This window comes from Mesorhizobium sp. B1-1-7 (assembly GCF_006442705.1).
Classification (GTDB): Bacteria; Pseudomonadota; Alphaproteobacteria; order Rhizobiales; family Rhizobiaceae; genus Mesorhizobium; species Mesorhizobium opportunistum.
In genome coordinates, this window is sequence record NZ_VFWQ01000027.1 from 1 (window position 1) to 14,112 (window position 14,112).

The 14,112-nt window shown below is 62.9% G+C and carries 14 protein-coding genes and 1 pseudogene; 4 read left to right on the top strand and 11 right to left on the bottom strand.

Annotated elements, in window-relative coordinates:
* A pseudogene (locus FJ978_RS30500) lies at positions 1–210 on the top strand (isoprenylcysteine carboxylmethyltransferase family protein); the annotation flags it as partial.
* A gap of 20 nt (positions 211–230) precedes the next feature.
* On the opposite strand, the gene FJ978_RS30505 reads toward FJ978_RS30500, so the two are convergent.
* The 7 genes from FJ978_RS30505 to FJ978_RS30535 all read right to left on the bottom strand — a co-directional run bounded on the left by FJ978_RS30505 (position 231) and on the right by FJ978_RS30535 (position 6,305).
* Positions 231–1,352 carry a beta-ketoacyl-ACP synthase III gene (locus FJ978_RS30505; protein WP_013894632.1) on the bottom strand — a complete coding sequence of 374 codons (1,122 nt, stop codon included), beginning with the start codon at positions 1,350–1,352 and terminating at the stop codon, positions 231–233.
* 131 nt (positions 1,353–1,483) lie between these two features.
* Positions 1,484–1,819, bottom strand: coding sequence for a hypothetical protein (locus FJ978_RS30510; RefSeq protein WP_140576466.1), 336 nt, complete (start codon positions 1,817–1,819; stop codon positions 1,484–1,486).
* Between the two features lie 245 nt (positions 1,820–2,064).
* Positions 2,065–2,859, bottom strand: a complete 795-nt coding sequence (tam, locus tag FJ978_RS30515) for a trans-aconitate 2-methyltransferase (RefSeq protein ID WP_140576467.1) — start codon at positions 2,857–2,859, stop codon at positions 2,065–2,067.
* Complete coding sequence (locus tag FJ978_RS30520; protein ID WP_140576469.1) at positions 2,856–3,122, bottom strand: type II toxin-antitoxin system RelE/ParE family toxin; 267 nt, start codon at positions 3,120–3,122, stop codon at positions 2,856–2,858. The genes tam and FJ978_RS30520 overlap by 4 nt, the downstream gene beginning before the upstream one ends.
* Complete coding sequence (locus FJ978_RS30525; RefSeq protein ID WP_140576470.1) at positions 3,119–3,367, bottom strand: DUF6290 family protein; 249 nt, start codon at positions 3,365–3,367, stop codon at positions 3,119–3,121. Before FJ978_RS30525 ends, FJ978_RS30520 begins: the two co-directional genes overlap by 4 nt.
* A 61-nt stretch (positions 3,368–3,428) precedes the next feature.
* The gene (gene ettA / locus FJ978_RS30530) at positions 3,429–5,078 is read right to left on the bottom strand and encodes an energy-dependent translational throttle protein EttA (RefSeq protein ID WP_013894629.1); all 1,650 of its coding nucleotides are present in this window, start codon (positions 5,076–5,078) and stop codon (positions 3,429–3,431) included.
* A 225-nt stretch (positions 5,079–5,303) separates the two neighbouring features.
* A complete protein-coding gene (locus tag FJ978_RS30535; protein WP_140576472.1) occupies positions 5,304–6,305 on the bottom strand; it encodes a ribonuclease in 1,002 nt (333 codons plus the stop codon).
* A gap of 186 nt (positions 6,306–6,491) precedes the next feature.
* Between FJ978_RS30535 and FJ978_RS30540 the strand changes: the two genes are divergently transcribed.
* The 3 genes from FJ978_RS30540 to FJ978_RS30550 all read left to right on the top strand — a co-directional run bounded on the left by FJ978_RS30540 (position 6,492) and on the right by FJ978_RS30550 (position 10,328).
* Entirely contained in the window at positions 6,492–7,424 is a 933-nt protein-coding gene (locus FJ978_RS30540) for an alpha/beta hydrolase (RefSeq protein WP_140576474.1), read from the top strand.
* An 82-nt stretch (positions 7,425–7,506) separates the two neighbouring features.
* Entirely contained in the window at positions 7,507–8,682 is a 1,176-nt protein-coding gene (locus FJ978_RS30545) for a CaiB/BaiF CoA-transferase family protein (protein WP_140576476.1), read from the top strand.
* Positions 8,679–10,328, top strand: coding sequence for a thiamine pyrophosphate-binding protein (locus FJ978_RS30550; RefSeq protein ID WP_140576477.1), 1,650 nt, complete (start codon positions 8,679–8,681; stop codon positions 10,326–10,328). Before FJ978_RS30545 ends, FJ978_RS30550 begins: the two co-directional genes overlap by 4 nt.
* Positions 10,329–10,363: 35 nt before the next feature.
* On the opposite strand, the gene FJ978_RS30555 is transcribed toward FJ978_RS30550, so the two are convergent.
* From FJ978_RS30555 to FJ978_RS30570, 4 genes are all read right to left on the bottom strand, one after another.
* Entirely contained in the window at positions 10,364–10,804 is a 441-nt protein-coding gene (locus FJ978_RS30555; protein ID WP_013894624.1) for a CHRD domain-containing protein, read from the bottom strand.
* Between the two features lie 175 nt (positions 10,805–10,979).
* Positions 10,980–11,951, bottom strand: a complete 972-nt coding sequence (locus tag FJ978_RS30560; protein WP_013894623.1) for an ABC transporter substrate-binding protein — start codon at positions 11,949–11,951, stop codon at positions 10,980–10,982.
* Between the two features lie 40 nt (positions 11,952–11,991).
* Positions 11,992–13,146, bottom strand: coding sequence for an ABC transporter permease (locus FJ978_RS30565; protein ID WP_140576479.1), 1,155 nt, complete (start codon positions 13,144–13,146; stop codon positions 11,992–11,994).
* Complete coding sequence (locus tag FJ978_RS30570) at positions 13,143–14,021, bottom strand: ABC transporter permease (protein ID WP_140576480.1); 879 nt, start codon at positions 14,019–14,021, stop codon at positions 13,143–13,145. The genes FJ978_RS30565 and FJ978_RS30570 overlap by 4 nt, the downstream gene beginning before the upstream one ends.
* Positions 14,022–14,112 lie beyond the last annotated feature (91 nt).

Below are 14,112 nucleotides of genomic sequence, written 5' to 3' on the forward strand. Positions count from 1 at the left end.
CACCCGATCTACACCGGACTGCTCCTGGGAATCCTGGCCACCATGGCGACGAAAGGCACCGTCTGGGGCGTCCTCGGCGCCATCCTTTTGACCATCGGCATCGTCATGAAGGCCAAGCTGGAGGAGCGTTTCCTGCGCACTGAACTCGGAACCGCCTATGACGATTACGCCGGGCGAGTACCGATGCTGGTGCCCTTCGCGCCAGCCTGACGCGGCGGAGCCCCCGAACGTCAGAGCATCCTGATGAGCGCGCCGCCGATCGAATAGCCCGCGCCAAACGCGCAGATCAGGCCGAAATCGCCGGGCTTCATGTCGGCATGGTTCTCCGACAGCGCCACGATGGCGCCGGCGCCCGCCGTATTGCCCAGCCGCTCCAGCACCATCGGCGCACGATCGTGATCGACATCGTGGCCGAACGAAAGTTTCAGGATCATCGCGTTCATGCGCGCATTGGCCTGGTGCAGCCAGAAGCGCCTGATCGCCTGCGGCGTCAGCCCGTGCTCGGCCAGGAATTCGACGATGAACTTTTGCCCGGCGACGGTGACTTCCTTGAACACCTTGTTGCCGACCTGCTTGATCAAATTGCCTTCCAGGTTGATCATGTAGGGATCGTCCTGGGCGGTGCGGGTGTGATAGCCCAGATTGGTGCGGATGTTGTTCGACATTTGCGTCCAGATGCGGGTGTCGAGCACCTCGAAGCGTCCCGGCCGCTTCTCGCCTTGGGCAAGCCCCTCCACCACCATCGACACCGAGGCGTCGCCGAAGATGAAGTGCGTCTGCCGGTCGCGGAAATTGAGATGGCCGGTGATGATTTCCGGCGTGGTCACCAGAATGCGCTTGTGCGCGCCCGAGCGCACCAGATTGACGGCCATGTGAAGCGCCGCCGCGGCGGACGAACAGCCAAGCCCCATGTCGAAGCCGGCGCCCTTCGTACCCAGGGCCTCCTGCATTTCGATGGCGATCGCCGGATAGGGCCGCTGGTGATGCGAGGCCGAACAGATGATCAGGTCGATGTCGGATGGCTGCAGCCCGGCATGGTCGAGCGCCTTCCTGGCCGAGGCGATGCCGAACTCGGCCTCCAGCGACAGCGCATCGTCCGGACGTGCCGGAATGCGCGGCGTCATACGGGTCGGATCGAGAATGCCTTCGCGCTCGATCACATGACGGGAGCGCACGCCGGAGGCATGGACGATGAAATCGCTGTCGGACTTCTGCAGCAAGGTCTCGCCGGTGCGCTCGCGCCGCGCGTTCTCCGTGTCGACCCAGCTGTTGAAGCTCTCGACCAGCTCTTCATTCGTGATGACGGCTTCAGGGATTTCAGCGCCGATGCCGCTGATGATGACGCGATGCATATTTCAGTCCGTCCCATCCGCAGGCGTTGCGGCTTCATGTGGGCGCCGAAGCGCTTCGGCGCAACCCTTTTCTCATCAGGCGGGTTTACGCCGGCTTAAACCAAAGGTTTACGCCGGCGTAAACCAGGGTTTCACCAGGCGCAGAGCTTGGTGTTGGTCTGCGGGTTGTTCCAGCACGCACCGTCATCGCGGCTGCGCACATACTGTCCCGGCAACGGCACGTTGCGGCGGCCGAGATTGACATAGCCATAGGCAAAGCCCGGCCCGTCGATCTCCAGCACATAGGTCGGATAGCCCGGCGCCGAGATGCGGAAACTGCCCGCATCGTCGATCGCCCTGTAGCTGCATGGAAAATAGCCATCATCACTGGTGAAGCAGCGCGCCCGCTTGGCTTCCGCCGAAACCGAGAACGCCAGCAGCGCCGCCGCGCACACGCCAGCACCGCAAAGCACTTTCTTCAACGTCATCATTCACCCCCTGCCACGCGGGCATTTTGATCCAACGCGTTGAATTGCGCATGGCGGCGAAACCGGGTCAATCGGCTGCGACTGAAGTGGGTAATTCTTTCCTAGGGCGTGTCGAGATTCAGGTCAGGCCGAGCCGAAAATGGTGGTTTCCGAGAACCGGAGCGGAGCGTACTTTTCGTACGCGAGCACCGGAAGCGCAGGAAGCCGCCGTTTGCAGGCCGGCATCACCTGAATATCAACACGCCCTAGCCGGCCCGCTTGGCGACGATGAATATACGCGGGAAGCGCAGCAGCACTTTGCCGTTCGCGGTCTTTGGATAGGCCTTGGCGATCTTGGCCGTGTAACTGTCGAGGAACACCTTGCGCTCGTCCGCCTCAAGTGGATCGAGGAACGGCTTCAGCCCGGTCGACTTCACCCATTCGACGATCGCCTCGGCATCGGCCAGCGGATGGTTGTAAACGGTGTGCCAGATATCGAGCCGATCGGAGTGCGGCGATAAAAGGTCGTAATAGAACGACACCGGCGGCAGCGGCGCACGCGCCGCGTTTCCTATCTTTGCCGCAAACGGCACTTCAGCAGCGGTTTCCCGCATCAGACGATGCGAATCCTCGCCCATATTGTCGGGCATCTGCACAGCCAGCGCGCCGCCGGGCGCCAGAAAACCCATCAGTCCTTGGAACACCGCCGGATGCGTGGGCAACCACTGGAACACCGCATTGGCGAAGATGACGTTGACCGGCTCGACCGGCTTCCATGTCGCGGCATCGGCCAGATCGAAGGTCACGTTGGGCAGGCGCGCCCTCGCCTTTTCGATCATGTCGGGAGAAGTGTCGAAGCCGCGCACCTCGGCATCCGGCCAGCGCTCGACCAGCAATTCGGTCGAGTTGCCCGGCCCGCAGCCGATATCGACGACCCGGCGCGGGAAGTCGACCGGCACTTGCGCAACCAGATCCCGCGCGGGCCGCGTGCGCTCATCCTCGAATTTCAGATATTGGGCGGCGGACCAGTCGGGCTTTTGTGAAGCGGCGGTATGGTTCATCGATAGACCTCGCGACGGTTACCTACTTCCACCACCAGGACGACAAGTCTGCTGTCATGGAACTGAGCAATGATCCTGTAGTCACCGACGCGAAAGCGCCAAGCCTCTTCCTTGGTCGCTGTCAGGCGCTTGGCAAGCGCCCTCGGATTGGGATGCGCTGAAACTCTCTGATTCAAGAACTCCAGGATGCGCCGTTGATCTTTCGTCGAAAACTGCTCGATGTCTCTCTCGGCGCGCCGGGTGAACTCGACGCGCCAAGTCATTCAGCGGCAGGCTTCTTCCTGCGCTCCTCGACTTCACGACGTTCAAGCTTGCTGATCATCTCCTTCAGCGGAATGCGAACACCGTCATCATCTTTCAGGCGTTCGTCCGCGATCTTGGCGTCCTGCCAATCCTCAATAGCCTCAAGGATCGCATCGACTGCGACCTGATCGGCTGTTCGACCGCTGGCCTTGGCCATGTCGGCCAGTAGCTTCTCGGTCTTTGGCGGCAGTTTGACTGTGATCATGGAAAGCTCCGTCAGCCCAATTTAGGTCAAACGACGATCCCTCGCAACGATCTCCAGCCCCTTACCGCGTCAGCCTCTTATACGTCATACGGTGTGGGTTGACGGCTTCGGGGCCGAGCCGGCGGATCTTGTCCTGCTCGTAATCCTCGAAATTGCCTTCGAACCATTCGACATGGCTGTCGCCCTCGAAGGCGAGGATGTGCGTCGCCAGACGGTCCAGGAACATGCGATCATGCGAGATGATGACCGCGCAGCCGCCGAAATTTTCCAGCGCGTCTTCGAGCGCCGCCAGCGTTTCCGTATCGAGATCGTTGGTCGGTTCGTCGAGCAGCAGCACATTGCCGCCTGTCTTCAGCATCTTGGCCAGGTGCACGCGGTTGCGCTGGCCGCCGGAGAGGTTGCCGACCTTCTGCTGCTGGTCGCCGCCACGGAAGTTGAACGACGCGCAATAGGCGCGGGTGTTGGCCTCGAACTTGCCGAGCTTGACCACTTCGGCGCCACCCGAAATTTCTTCCCAGACGGTCTTCGACGGATCGAGAGCGTCGCGGCTCTGGTCGACATAGCCGAGCTTGACCGTCTCGCCGACGCGGATCGTGCCGGCATCGGGCTTTTCCTGGCCGGTGATCATGCGGAACAGCGTCGTCTTGCCGGCGCCGTTCGGGCCGATGACACCGACGATACCGCCCGGCGGCAGCTTGAATTCCAGTCCGTCGATCAGCAGCGTGTCGCCAAAGCCCTTGGACAGGCCGTCGACCTCGATCACCACATTGCCGAGCCGCTCACCGTGCGGGATGACGATCTGGGTATCGCTCGGTCGCCGCTTGTCGGCTGCATCCAACAGGTCCTGGAAGGCCTGGATACGCGCCTTGGACTTGGTCTGGCGGGCCTTCGGGCTCGACTGGATCCACTCGCGCTCGCGTCCGATGGCGCGCTGGCGGGCATCGTCCTCGCGGCCTTCCTGCTTGAGGCGCTTGGCCTTGGCTTCGAGATATTTGGTGTAATTGCCCTCATAGGGAATCCCGCGGCCGCGATCGAGTTCGAGGATCCAGCCAGTGACATTGTCGAGGAAGTAGCGATCGTGGGTGATGATCATCACGGCGCCCGGATAGGCGCGCAGATGCTTTTCCAGCCACGCCGTGGTTTCGGCGTCGAGATGGTTGGTCGGTTCGTCGAGCAGCAGAAGATCGGGCTGGCGCAGCAGCAACTGGCAGAGCGCGACGCGGCGGCGCTCGCCGCCCGAAAGCTTGGTGACTTCGGAATCCTTGGGCGGGCAGCCCAGCGCTTCCATGGCCATTTCGACCTGCTGTTCGAGATCCCACAGGTTCAGCCGATCCATCTCGTCCTGGAGCTTGGCCGACTCGTCGGCCGTCTCGTCGGAATAGTTCATCATCAATTCGTTGTAGCGCTCGATGATGGCGGTCTTGGCGGCGACGCCTTCCATGATGTTCTCGAACACCGTCTTCTTCGGGTCGAGCGCCGGCTCCTGCGCCAGGTAACCGACAGTGGCGCCTTCGGCGAGCCACGCCTCGCCGCTCCACTCCTTGTCGATGCCGGCCATGATCTTGAGGATCGTCGACTTGCCGGCGCCGTTGGGGCCCAGAATGCCGATCTTGGCGTCGGGATAGAAGGACAGATGGACATTCTCGAGCACCTTCTTGGTGCCGTAGGCCTTGTTGAGGCCGGCCATGTGATAGATGAACTGGCGTGCCACGCGCGCTTTCCCTGAAAATTGACTGGCCCAGAAAAACTGACTGGATTTGTCGAATTGAATGGAGGTTGGCCGCTATGTAGGCGATGCGGCGGCGAACGGCAATCGCTTTTGCCAGATCAAGCCGGCAACGCGGACAGTGTGTGCCGGCCGTTAAGTCTTCCACCGGTCGCCGCCGTGCGGAAATCCCCGGTTAATTAACCCTTCCACTGGCGCGGCGACAGCCCGTCACTGGAACCCGATCGCGTCGACGGTGCCGGTCGGGCAACCGGCCTTGTTGGTCGGCACCGAGGCCAGCAGCAAATCCTTAAGCGAGCTGTTCGGGCCGATCGGTCCGGCGAGGCCGAGCGTCAGTTCGCCGATCAGCCGCCTGCCGCTCGACGGATCGATGACGCAGGAGACACGCACGCGGTCCCCCGCCCCCGCGCCGAACGCGGCGTCGAAGGCACCGCGGATCTGGTCCGCCGTCAGCTTGCCGCCGATGCTCTTGGCGAAGAGATCGCGCACCGGAGAGCCGTTCACCTGTCGCATCAGGCCGAGCGCGTCGGAAAAATACTCCTGCTGGGTTTTGCCGTAGCAGGTGCCGTGCTTGATCCATTCATGTCGCTCGAGCTGGGAAGCCGTGCCCGGCATGACCTTGTTGAGCTCCGCGCGCGTGCCCGCGTCCAGATTGACAGGCGGAAGATCCTTCCAGTGACCCGGATTGTCATTGGCCTTGTCGCTTGCCGGCACCTGGCAATAGAAATTGCCGTTTGGCTGCGGCCACAGGCCGTGCAAGGTGAAATTGGTGGCGTCGAATTCGCTCGGGCTCTGCGCCCTGCATTCGGTCTTGTTCGACTTGGTCTCGCAAAACGCCGGCTGCCAGCTCAGCGCGAAGACATATTCGGGTTTCCCCGAGGGCTTGCCTTGCCCGCCCGGTGCCGCTGGCACAGCCGCCGCACTGCTGCCCGAGAGATGACCGCAGGAAACCTTTACCCAGCGGCGCTCCGGATCGGCGCCCGGCACCTGGATCAGATAATGCGTCGGCGTATCCTTGTTGCCGGCAAGCAACTGGTAGCTCTTTCCGGCATCGGTCGAGACATTGCCGGGGTTCTTGCCGTTCTTGATGGCCTGTGTCGCCGGACAGGAGGCATCGGCGACGAAGGTGCCGCTCATCTTGACGTCGGCATGCGCGGCACCAGTCAGTGATGCCGCCAGCAAGGCCAATCCGAAAACGACACCAATGCGCATGAGAAATCCCCGGCTGAAGAAGTGGGCGACAGACTGAAGCTGTCTCCATGTCAGAATTGCGATATTTTGCTGGCCAAACGCAAGAAACATCGTCGTGTGAAAGCAGGCAAGGCGGATTGACGCCAAACCGGCACCGGCGCAAACAAAGTTCATAGCAGTGGAACATGCGTTGGAGACCAAGCGGCCATGTCATTCAGCCAGCAACGCATGGTCCGCTCGCCGACCGGCGCCGACCTCAATCTCCTCGTCAGGCATGCAGAGGGCCGGCCTCGTGCGATCATCCACATCAACCACGGGCTGGCCGAGCATGCCGCGCGCTATGCCCGTTTCGCCGACTTCCTCGCCGAGCGTGGTTTCCACGTCTATGTCCACGACCATCGTGGCCATGGCGCGACCAAGGCGCCCGATGCGCCGCTCGGCAAATTCGCAGACAAGGACGGACCTTCCAGGGTGATCGCCGATGTCGACGCCATCCACGATCTCATCGCCAGCGAATGCCCAAACCTTCCGGTCATCCTCTTCGGTCACTCGATGGGCGCGTCCGTGGCGCTGAACTACCTTTTGGCCCATTCGCCCCGCGTCCATGCCGCCGCGATCTGGAACGGCAATTTTTCACAAGGGCTGCTTGGGCAGGCAGCACTCGGCATCCTCGCCTGGGAACGGATGCGGCTGGGCTCCGACGTCCCGTCGCGCCTGCTGCCGAAACTCACCTTCCAGGCCTGGGGCAAGGCAGTGCCCAACCACCGCACATTGTTCGACTGGCTGTCGCGCGACGAGGCCGAGGTGGCCAGATACATCGCCGACCCGCTGTGCGGCTGGGACGCCTCTGTCTCGATGTGGCGCGACGTGGTCTCGATGGCGCTGAATGGCGGCAAGGATGCCGGCTTTGCCGGTATCCGGCGCGACGTTCCCATCGCCATCGTCGGCGGTGAGAAGGACCCGGCTTCCGACTACGGCAAGGGCGTCACCCATCTCGCCAATCGCATGCGCAGGATGGGCTTTTCGAATCTCGTTTCAAAGGTTTACGCCGACACCCGCCATGAAAGCCTGAACGAGGTCAACCGCGACATCATCATGGACGATTTCGCCGCCTGGGCCGACGGCGTGCTGAAGGGTTGAAAGGGTTTGGCCCATCGCAAGGGCCGTGACAGCGGCACAAGGTGTTGATAGAGGCTGCGGTTCCGACCAATTCTGGTGATTTATGGCCGAACCACCCCTGAAAGGCGTCCGCGTCGTCGAACTCGCCCGCATCCTCGCCGGGCCCTGGGCCGGGCAGTTGCTTGCCGATCTCGGCGCCGACGTCATCAAGGTCGAAAGCCCCGATGGCGGCGACGACACCCGCAAATGGGGACCGCCCTTCGTCATGAGCCATGACGGCGAAAACCTGTCGGCCGCCTATTACCATTCCTGCAATCGCGGCAAACGTTCGATCGCCATCGATTTCTCGACACCGGAAGGTGCCGAGACCGTGCGCAAGCTGGTCGCCACCTCGGACGTGCTGATCGAGAACTTCAAGCTCGGCGGGCTCAGGAAATACGGGCTCGACTACGACAGCCTGCGCAAGATAAACCCGCGCCTCGTCTATTGCTCGATCACCGGCTTTGGCCAGGATGGGCCGTATGCACCGCGCGCCGGCTACGACTTCATCATCCAGGCCATGGCCGGCATGATGTCGATCACCGGCGAGGCCGGCCGCGAACCGCAAAAGGCCGGCGTCGCCATCTCCGATATCTTCACCGGCCTATATTCCGTCATCGCCATCCAGGCAGCCCTGCGCCATGCTGAGCAAACCGGCGAAGGCCAGCACATCGACATGGCGCTGTTCGACACCCAGATCTCGGCGCTCGGCAACCAGAACCTCAACTATCTCGTCTCCGGCAAGTCGCCGGTGCAGATGGGCAACGCGCATATGAACATCGCCCCCTACGAGGTGGTGCCGGTCCGGGACGGCCACATCATCCTGGCGGTCGGCAATGACGGCCAGTTCGCCAAATTCTGTGCCGCCATCGGGTTGAACGAATTGCCGGCAAATCCGGATTTCGCCACCAATCCGGCGCGGGTCGCCAACCGGGTCAAGCTGCGCGAGCACATGATCGAGGCGCTGAAAAGCTGGGATCGAGACCCGCTGCTGGCCAAGCTGGAAGCGGCGAGCGTGCCGGCGAGCCCGATCAACACGATCGGCCAGATGTTCGCCGACCCGCAGACCATTGCGCGCGGCATGCGGCTCGACCTCGACGACGGCCACGGCAACCGCCTGCCTTCGGTGCGCGCGCCGATGGTGATGTCCGGCACACCGCTCGTCTATGAGCGCCCCTCGCCGCGCCTCGGCGAGCACACGCAAGAAATCCTTGCCGAACTGGAGAGGTCTGGGAAATGAAGACCGGCGGACAACTCATCGTCGACGCGCTCGAAGCCAACGGCACCGACCGCATCTATTGTGTGCCCGGCGAATCCTATCTCGCGGTGCTCGACGCGCTGCATGATTCCAAGATCCGCACCATCGTTTGCCGCCAGGAAGGCGGTGCGGCGATGATGGCCGACTGCCATGGCCGGTTGACTGGTAAGCCAGGCATCTGCTTCGTCACCCGCGGCCCCGGCGCCACCAATGCGTCGGCCGGCATCCACATCGCCATGCAGGATTCGATACCCCTCATCCTGTTCATCGGCCAGGTCGCCAGCCACGCCAAGGAGCGCGAGGCTTTTCAGGAGGTGGACTACAAGAGGTTCTTCGGCGATATCGCCAAATGGGTGGTCGAGATCGACGATGCCTCGCGCATCCCCGAATTCGTCACCCGCGCCTTCGCCGTGGCGACATCGGGCCGCCCCGGTCCCGTGGTCATCTCGCTGCCCGAGGACATGCTGACCAGCGTCGTCGAAGCGCCCATCGCCTTGCCGCACACGCCCGTTGAAACCCGGCCGGGGGAAGTCGAACTCGGTGCACTGGAAACACTGCTGGGCAAAGCCAAGCGTCCCTTCGTCATTCTCGGCGGAACGCGCTGGGACGCGGAGGCCGTGGCACGGATACGCGCGATCGCCGAAGCGTGGTCGCTGCCGGTCGGCTGCTCCTTCCGCCGCCAGATGCTGTTCGATCACCTGCATCCGAACTATGCCGGCGATGTCGGCATCGGCATCAACCCGAAACTGGCCACCGCCATCAAGCAAGCCGACCTCGTGCTGCTGATCGGCGGTCGCATGGGCGAGATGCCATCCTCCGACTACACGCTGCTGAAAAGCCCTTACCCCGACCAGACGCTGGTGCATGTCCATGCCGATGCCGGCGAACTCGGCCGCGTCTACCGGCCGACATTGGCGATCAACGCTTCGCCTTCTGCCTTCGTCGAAGCCTTTGCCAAGCGCAAGCCGGCTGCGGCGCCGAGCTGGGCCGATGAGACCGCCAAATTGCACGCCGCCTATCTCGACTGGTCGACACCGCCGGAGAGCGGCCCCGGCCCGGTCCAGATGGGGCCGATCATGAATTATCTGGAGAAGATGCTTCCCGACGACGCCATCCTCACCAATGGCGCCGGCAATTACGCGACCTGGGTGCATCGCTTCCACCGCTTTCGCCGCTTCGCCACTCAAGGTGCGCCGACATCGGGCTCGATGGGCTATGGCACGCCGGCTGCGGTCGCCGCCAAGGATCTGTTCCCGGACCGCACCGTCGTGGCCTTCGCCGGTGACGGCTGCTTCCTGATGAACGGGCAGGAGTTCGCCACCGCAGTCCAGTACGACCTGCCGATCGTCGTCGTCGTCGTCAACAACGGCATCTATGGCACCATCCGCATGCATCAGGAGCGCGAATATCCCGGCCGGGTGGTCGCCACCGATCTCAAGAACCCCGACTTCGCAGCCTTGGCCCGCGCCTATGGCGGCCATGGCGAGACGGTGGAGAGGACGGCGGATTTCGCAGCCGCCTTCGAGCGTGCCCGCGCCAGCGGCAAGCCGGCGATCGTCGAAATCCGGCTCGATCCGGAGGCGATCACGCCGACCCGGACAATGACGCAGATCCGCGACAAGAGCTAAGGCGAAAGGCAGCCTGCTGCCTCTCGCCGACTACGCTACATCGCCTTTTCGATCTGCCCGCGGATCTCGCCGTCCGGGTTAGCCTTGGTGTGGACATTGACGTAATATTTGCCGGCCTCCAGATCGGCTGCCTGCGCATCGGTGAGCGTCGCCGACCCCTTGATCGGGCTCTTCAGCTTTTTGAATGGGATGACGGGGTCCGCATTCGCGCCCATCGCTGCCGGGCCATGAATGTGCGCGGCCGAAGCCGGTCCGCTGAGGCCGGAATACTTGACGTTCCAGCTGAGCTTTTTCTTGGTGGTGTCGAAGGTGAGAGTGGCGGTGCCCTTACCCTTGGTGGTGACGGGCGGGCTCTGCTGGCTGCCGTCGAGCGTCGCCTTGTATTTCACCGTCTCGGCGAGAGCCGGGGACACGAACAGGAAGGCGGTCGAAACGGCCAGCGCCGAAAGCACCGGCAATAAGGAGTGTGTGCGCATGAAAAACCTCCGATTGGCTGTCGCATCCGTCGCGTCCCCTCGACGCGCGCATGCCGCAACTTGAACGGCTGGGCCGCGCAATGTATCCCCGCACACGGTTTTGTGACCGCTCGCCACGAAAAAGGGGCGGTCGCCCGCCCCTTTTCAAACATGTGCAAGAGGCAGCTCGTGCCGCTTACTTGACCGCCTTGTCGGTGATCGCGGTCGTGTAGGCGCCGGTCGGCTCCTTGGTGATGATCTTCTGGTCCAGCAACGCCTTGGCGGTGCGCTCGTAGGTCGCCGGATCGAGCTTGCCGTCGGCATTGTCGATCAGCTTGGCGACTTCGCTCATCATGCGCTTCTGGTGGTTCTCGTCCTGGCCACCGCCGTCCATGACGATGCCTGCGGCTTCGTCATTGTTGTCGATGGCGTATTTCCAGCCCTTCATCGAGGCGCGCACGAAACGCACCATCTTGTCCTCGAAGGCAGGATCCTTGAGCTTGTCTTCCGAGGCATAGAGCCCGTCCTCGAGCAGATCGTTGCCCATCGCCGAGTAATTGAAGACGGTCAGCTGTTCCGGCTTGTAGCCGGCATCGATCAGCTGCCAGTACTCGTTGTAGGTCATGACCGAGATGCAGTCCGCCTGCTTCTGGATCAGCGGCTGGACGTCGAAACTCTGCTTGAGAACGGTGACACCGTCGGGGCCGCCATCGGTCTTGAGGCCAAGCTTGTTCATCCAGGCGTAGAACGGATATTCGTTGCCGAAGAACCAGACACCGAGCGTGTGGCCCTTGAAGTCGGCTTCGGTCTTGATCGGACCGTCCTTCGGGCAGACCAGCTCCATGCCGGCCTTCTTGAACGGCTGGGCGATGTTGACCAGCGGCACGCCCTTTTCGCGGGCGGCGAGCGCACCGCCCATCCAGTCGACGATGACGTCGGCGCCACCGCCGGCGATCACCTGCTCGGGAGCGATGTCGGGACCGCCTGGCTTGATGTCGACGTCGAGACCCTCGGCCTCATAGAAACCCTTAGCCTTGGCGACATAGTAGCCGGCAAACTGGGCCTGCGTGACCCATTTCAGCTGCAACGTCACCTTGTCGGCGGCCATTGCCTGGAACGCGGCGAGCGACATCGCGCCGGCCAGAACAGGAATAATCAGTCTTTTCATTTTTTTACCCTCTGAAGTTAGTGCCCTAAACCCACCGCCCCTATCCACCACGGACAGAGGGATGCCAAAACGTGACGGCTCTTTCGACAAGAGCGACCACGCCATAAAAGACCGAACCCGCAAGTGCTGCAACTGCGATTTCGGCCCAGACCATGTCGATGTTCATCCGCCCGACCTCGGTCGAGATGCGAAAGCCCATGCCGACGACAGGCGTGCCGAAGAACTCGGCGACGATGGCGCCGATCAGCGCCAGCGTCGAGTTGATCTTCAGCGCGTTGAAGATGAAAGGTGCTGCGGCCGGCAGCCTTAACTTGATGAGCGTCGGCCAATAGCCCGACGCATAGGTGCGCATCAGGTCGCGCTCCATATGGCCGGAAGCGGCAAGGCCGGCGACCGTGTTCACCAGCATCGGGAAGAAGGTCATGATGATGACGACAGCCGCCTTGGACTGCCAGTCGAAGCCGAACCACATCACCATGATGGGCGCTACGCCGATGATCGGCAGTGCCGACACCATGTTGCCGATCGGCAGCAGCCCGCGCCGCAGGAACGGCACCCGGTCGGCCAGGATCGCGGTGATGAAGCCGGCGCCGCTGCCGACGACGTAGCCGAAGATTACCGCCTTGAAGATGGTCTGCCGGACATCGGCGCCGAGTGTCGGCAGCGAGCCCGCGATGCGCGCGCCGATGGCGCTCGGCGGCGGCAACAGGATGAAGGGAATGCCGGCGCCACGCGTTACCGTTTCCCAAATGATCAGGATCCAGGCACCGAAGATGGCCGGAATGATCAGGCGGAGCGCGGTGCGGGCCCAATTTGCCATCGGGCGAAGCCCCGACAGCACCGCCACGCAACGCCAGCCAAGCAGCCAGGCCGCCGTGAGCAGCAGAAAGTACGGTGCCAGTGCCGAGCCTTCAAAACCTGCAATGCCTGAGATCAGCAACCAGGCGACGAGATGGGCGCCGGCAAACAGGACGACGGCTTCCGCAAGCGACGGAATCCTGGTCATCGAGATCAGCGCCGCCACTATGGCCAAGCCGAGCATCAAGCTCTTCGTTCCGAGGTAAGGGTAATTGATGCTTGCGGTCGGGTCCGCAAGCGCTGCCGCTTCCGGCTTCGACATCGCGCCGAGCGCCACTGCGATCACGCACAGCACGATCGCCAGCACCGCTTGCCAGGATGGCTTCAGCCAGTTCATGCCGGCCTCCCGCCCATGGCGCGATCGACGAGGCGTCCGGCAATGCCGACCACCATGACCAGAAGTGCCGCCACGATCGAACCGGCAACCAGCGCCGACCAGATGTCGATCGACTGGCTGTAGTAGGCGCCGGCGAGCAGCTTGGCGCCGATGCCCGCGACCGCACCGGTCGGCAGTTCGCCGACGATGGCGCCGACCAGGCTTGCCGCCACCGCCACCTTCATCGAGGTAAACAGGAACGGCACCGAGGCCGGCACGCGCAGTTTCCAGAAGGTCTGCGAGGCACTGGCATTGTAGGTGTGCATGAGGTCGAGATGCATGATCTCGGGCGAGCGCAGACCCTTCACCATGCCCACCGTCACCGGGAAGAAGGACAGATAGGTCGAGATCATCGCCTTCGGGATTAGTCCGGTGATGCCGACCGCCGCCAGCACGACGATGATCATCGGCGCCACCGCCAGGATCGGAATGGTCTGCGAGGCGATGATCCACGGCATCAGGCTGCGGTCGAGCGTCGCCACATGCACGATGCCGACGGCGATGATGATGCCGAGCGCGGTGCCGAAGGCAAAGCCGAGCAGCGTCGAGGACAGCGTCACCCAGGCATTATAGACGAGGCTGCGGTTCGACGTGATGGGCCGCAGAAAAGTGTTTTCGAAGAAATTCACCGCCACCTGATGCGGCGCCGGCAGCGTCGGCTTCGGCTGCGCCAGCGTCTTGCCGATGAATTCGACGGTGCCGGGGGTTTGGTTGGCACGGCTATCGAGATCGCGCTGGAACGGCGCGTTGAGGATGACGGCAAAGACGTACCAGAGCACGACCACGCCCAAGAGGATCGAGGTCACGGGGATGAGCTTGTCGCGGAAGGTGTCCATCTAGCGCTCCCCTTCTCCTCTCCCCGCCGGGGAGAGAGTGGCCGGAGCGAAGCGAAGGCCGGGCGCCTTTCTCTTCGTCATCCTAGGGCGA

Coding starts and splice junctions, on each gene's coding strand:
- FJ978_RS30505 (WP_013894632.1), bottom strand. CDS start 1,352: ATGCATCGCGTCATCATCAGCGGCATCGGCGCTGAAATCCCTGAAGCC.
- FJ978_RS30510 (WP_140576466.1), bottom strand. CDS start 1,819: ATGACGTTGAAGAAAGTGCTTTGCGGTGCTGGCGTGTGCGCGGCGGCG.
- tam (WP_140576467.1), bottom strand. CDS start 2,859: ATGAACCATACCGCCGCTTCACAAAAGCCCGACTGGTCCGCCGCCCAA.
- FJ978_RS30520 (WP_140576469.1), bottom strand. CDS start 3,122: ATGACTTGGCGCGTCGAGTTCACCCGGCGCGCCGAGAGAGACATCGAG.
- FJ978_RS30525 (WP_140576470.1), bottom strand. CDS start 3,367: ATGATCACAGTCAAACTGCCGCCAAAGACCGAGAAGCTACTGGCCGAC.
- FJ978_RS30535 (WP_140576472.1), bottom strand. CDS start 6,305: ATGCGCATTGGTGTCGTTTTCGGATTGGCCTTGCTGGCGGCATCACTG.
- FJ978_RS30540 (WP_140576474.1), top strand. CDS start 6,492: ATGTCATTCAGCCAGCAACGCATGGTCCGCTCGCCGACCGGCGCCGAC.
- FJ978_RS30545 (WP_140576476.1), top strand. CDS start 7,507: ATGGCCGAACCACCCCTGAAAGGCGTCCGCGTCGTCGAACTCGCCCGC.
- FJ978_RS30550 (WP_140576477.1), top strand. CDS start 8,679: ATGAAGACCGGCGGACAACTCATCGTCGACGCGCTCGAAGCCAACGGC.
- FJ978_RS30555 (WP_013894624.1), bottom strand. CDS start 10,804: ATGCGCACACACTCCTTATTGCCGGTGCTTTCGGCGCTGGCCGTTTCG.
- FJ978_RS30560 (WP_013894623.1), bottom strand. CDS start 11,951: ATGAAAAGACTGATTATTCCTGTTCTGGCCGGCGCGATGTCGCTCGCC.
- FJ978_RS30565 (WP_140576479.1), bottom strand. CDS start 13,146: ATGAACTGGCTGAAGCCATCCTGGCAAGCGGTGCTGGCGATCGTGCTG.
- FJ978_RS30570 (WP_140576480.1), bottom strand. CDS start 14,021: ATGGACACCTTCCGCGACAAGCTCATCCCCGTGACCTCGATCCTCTTG.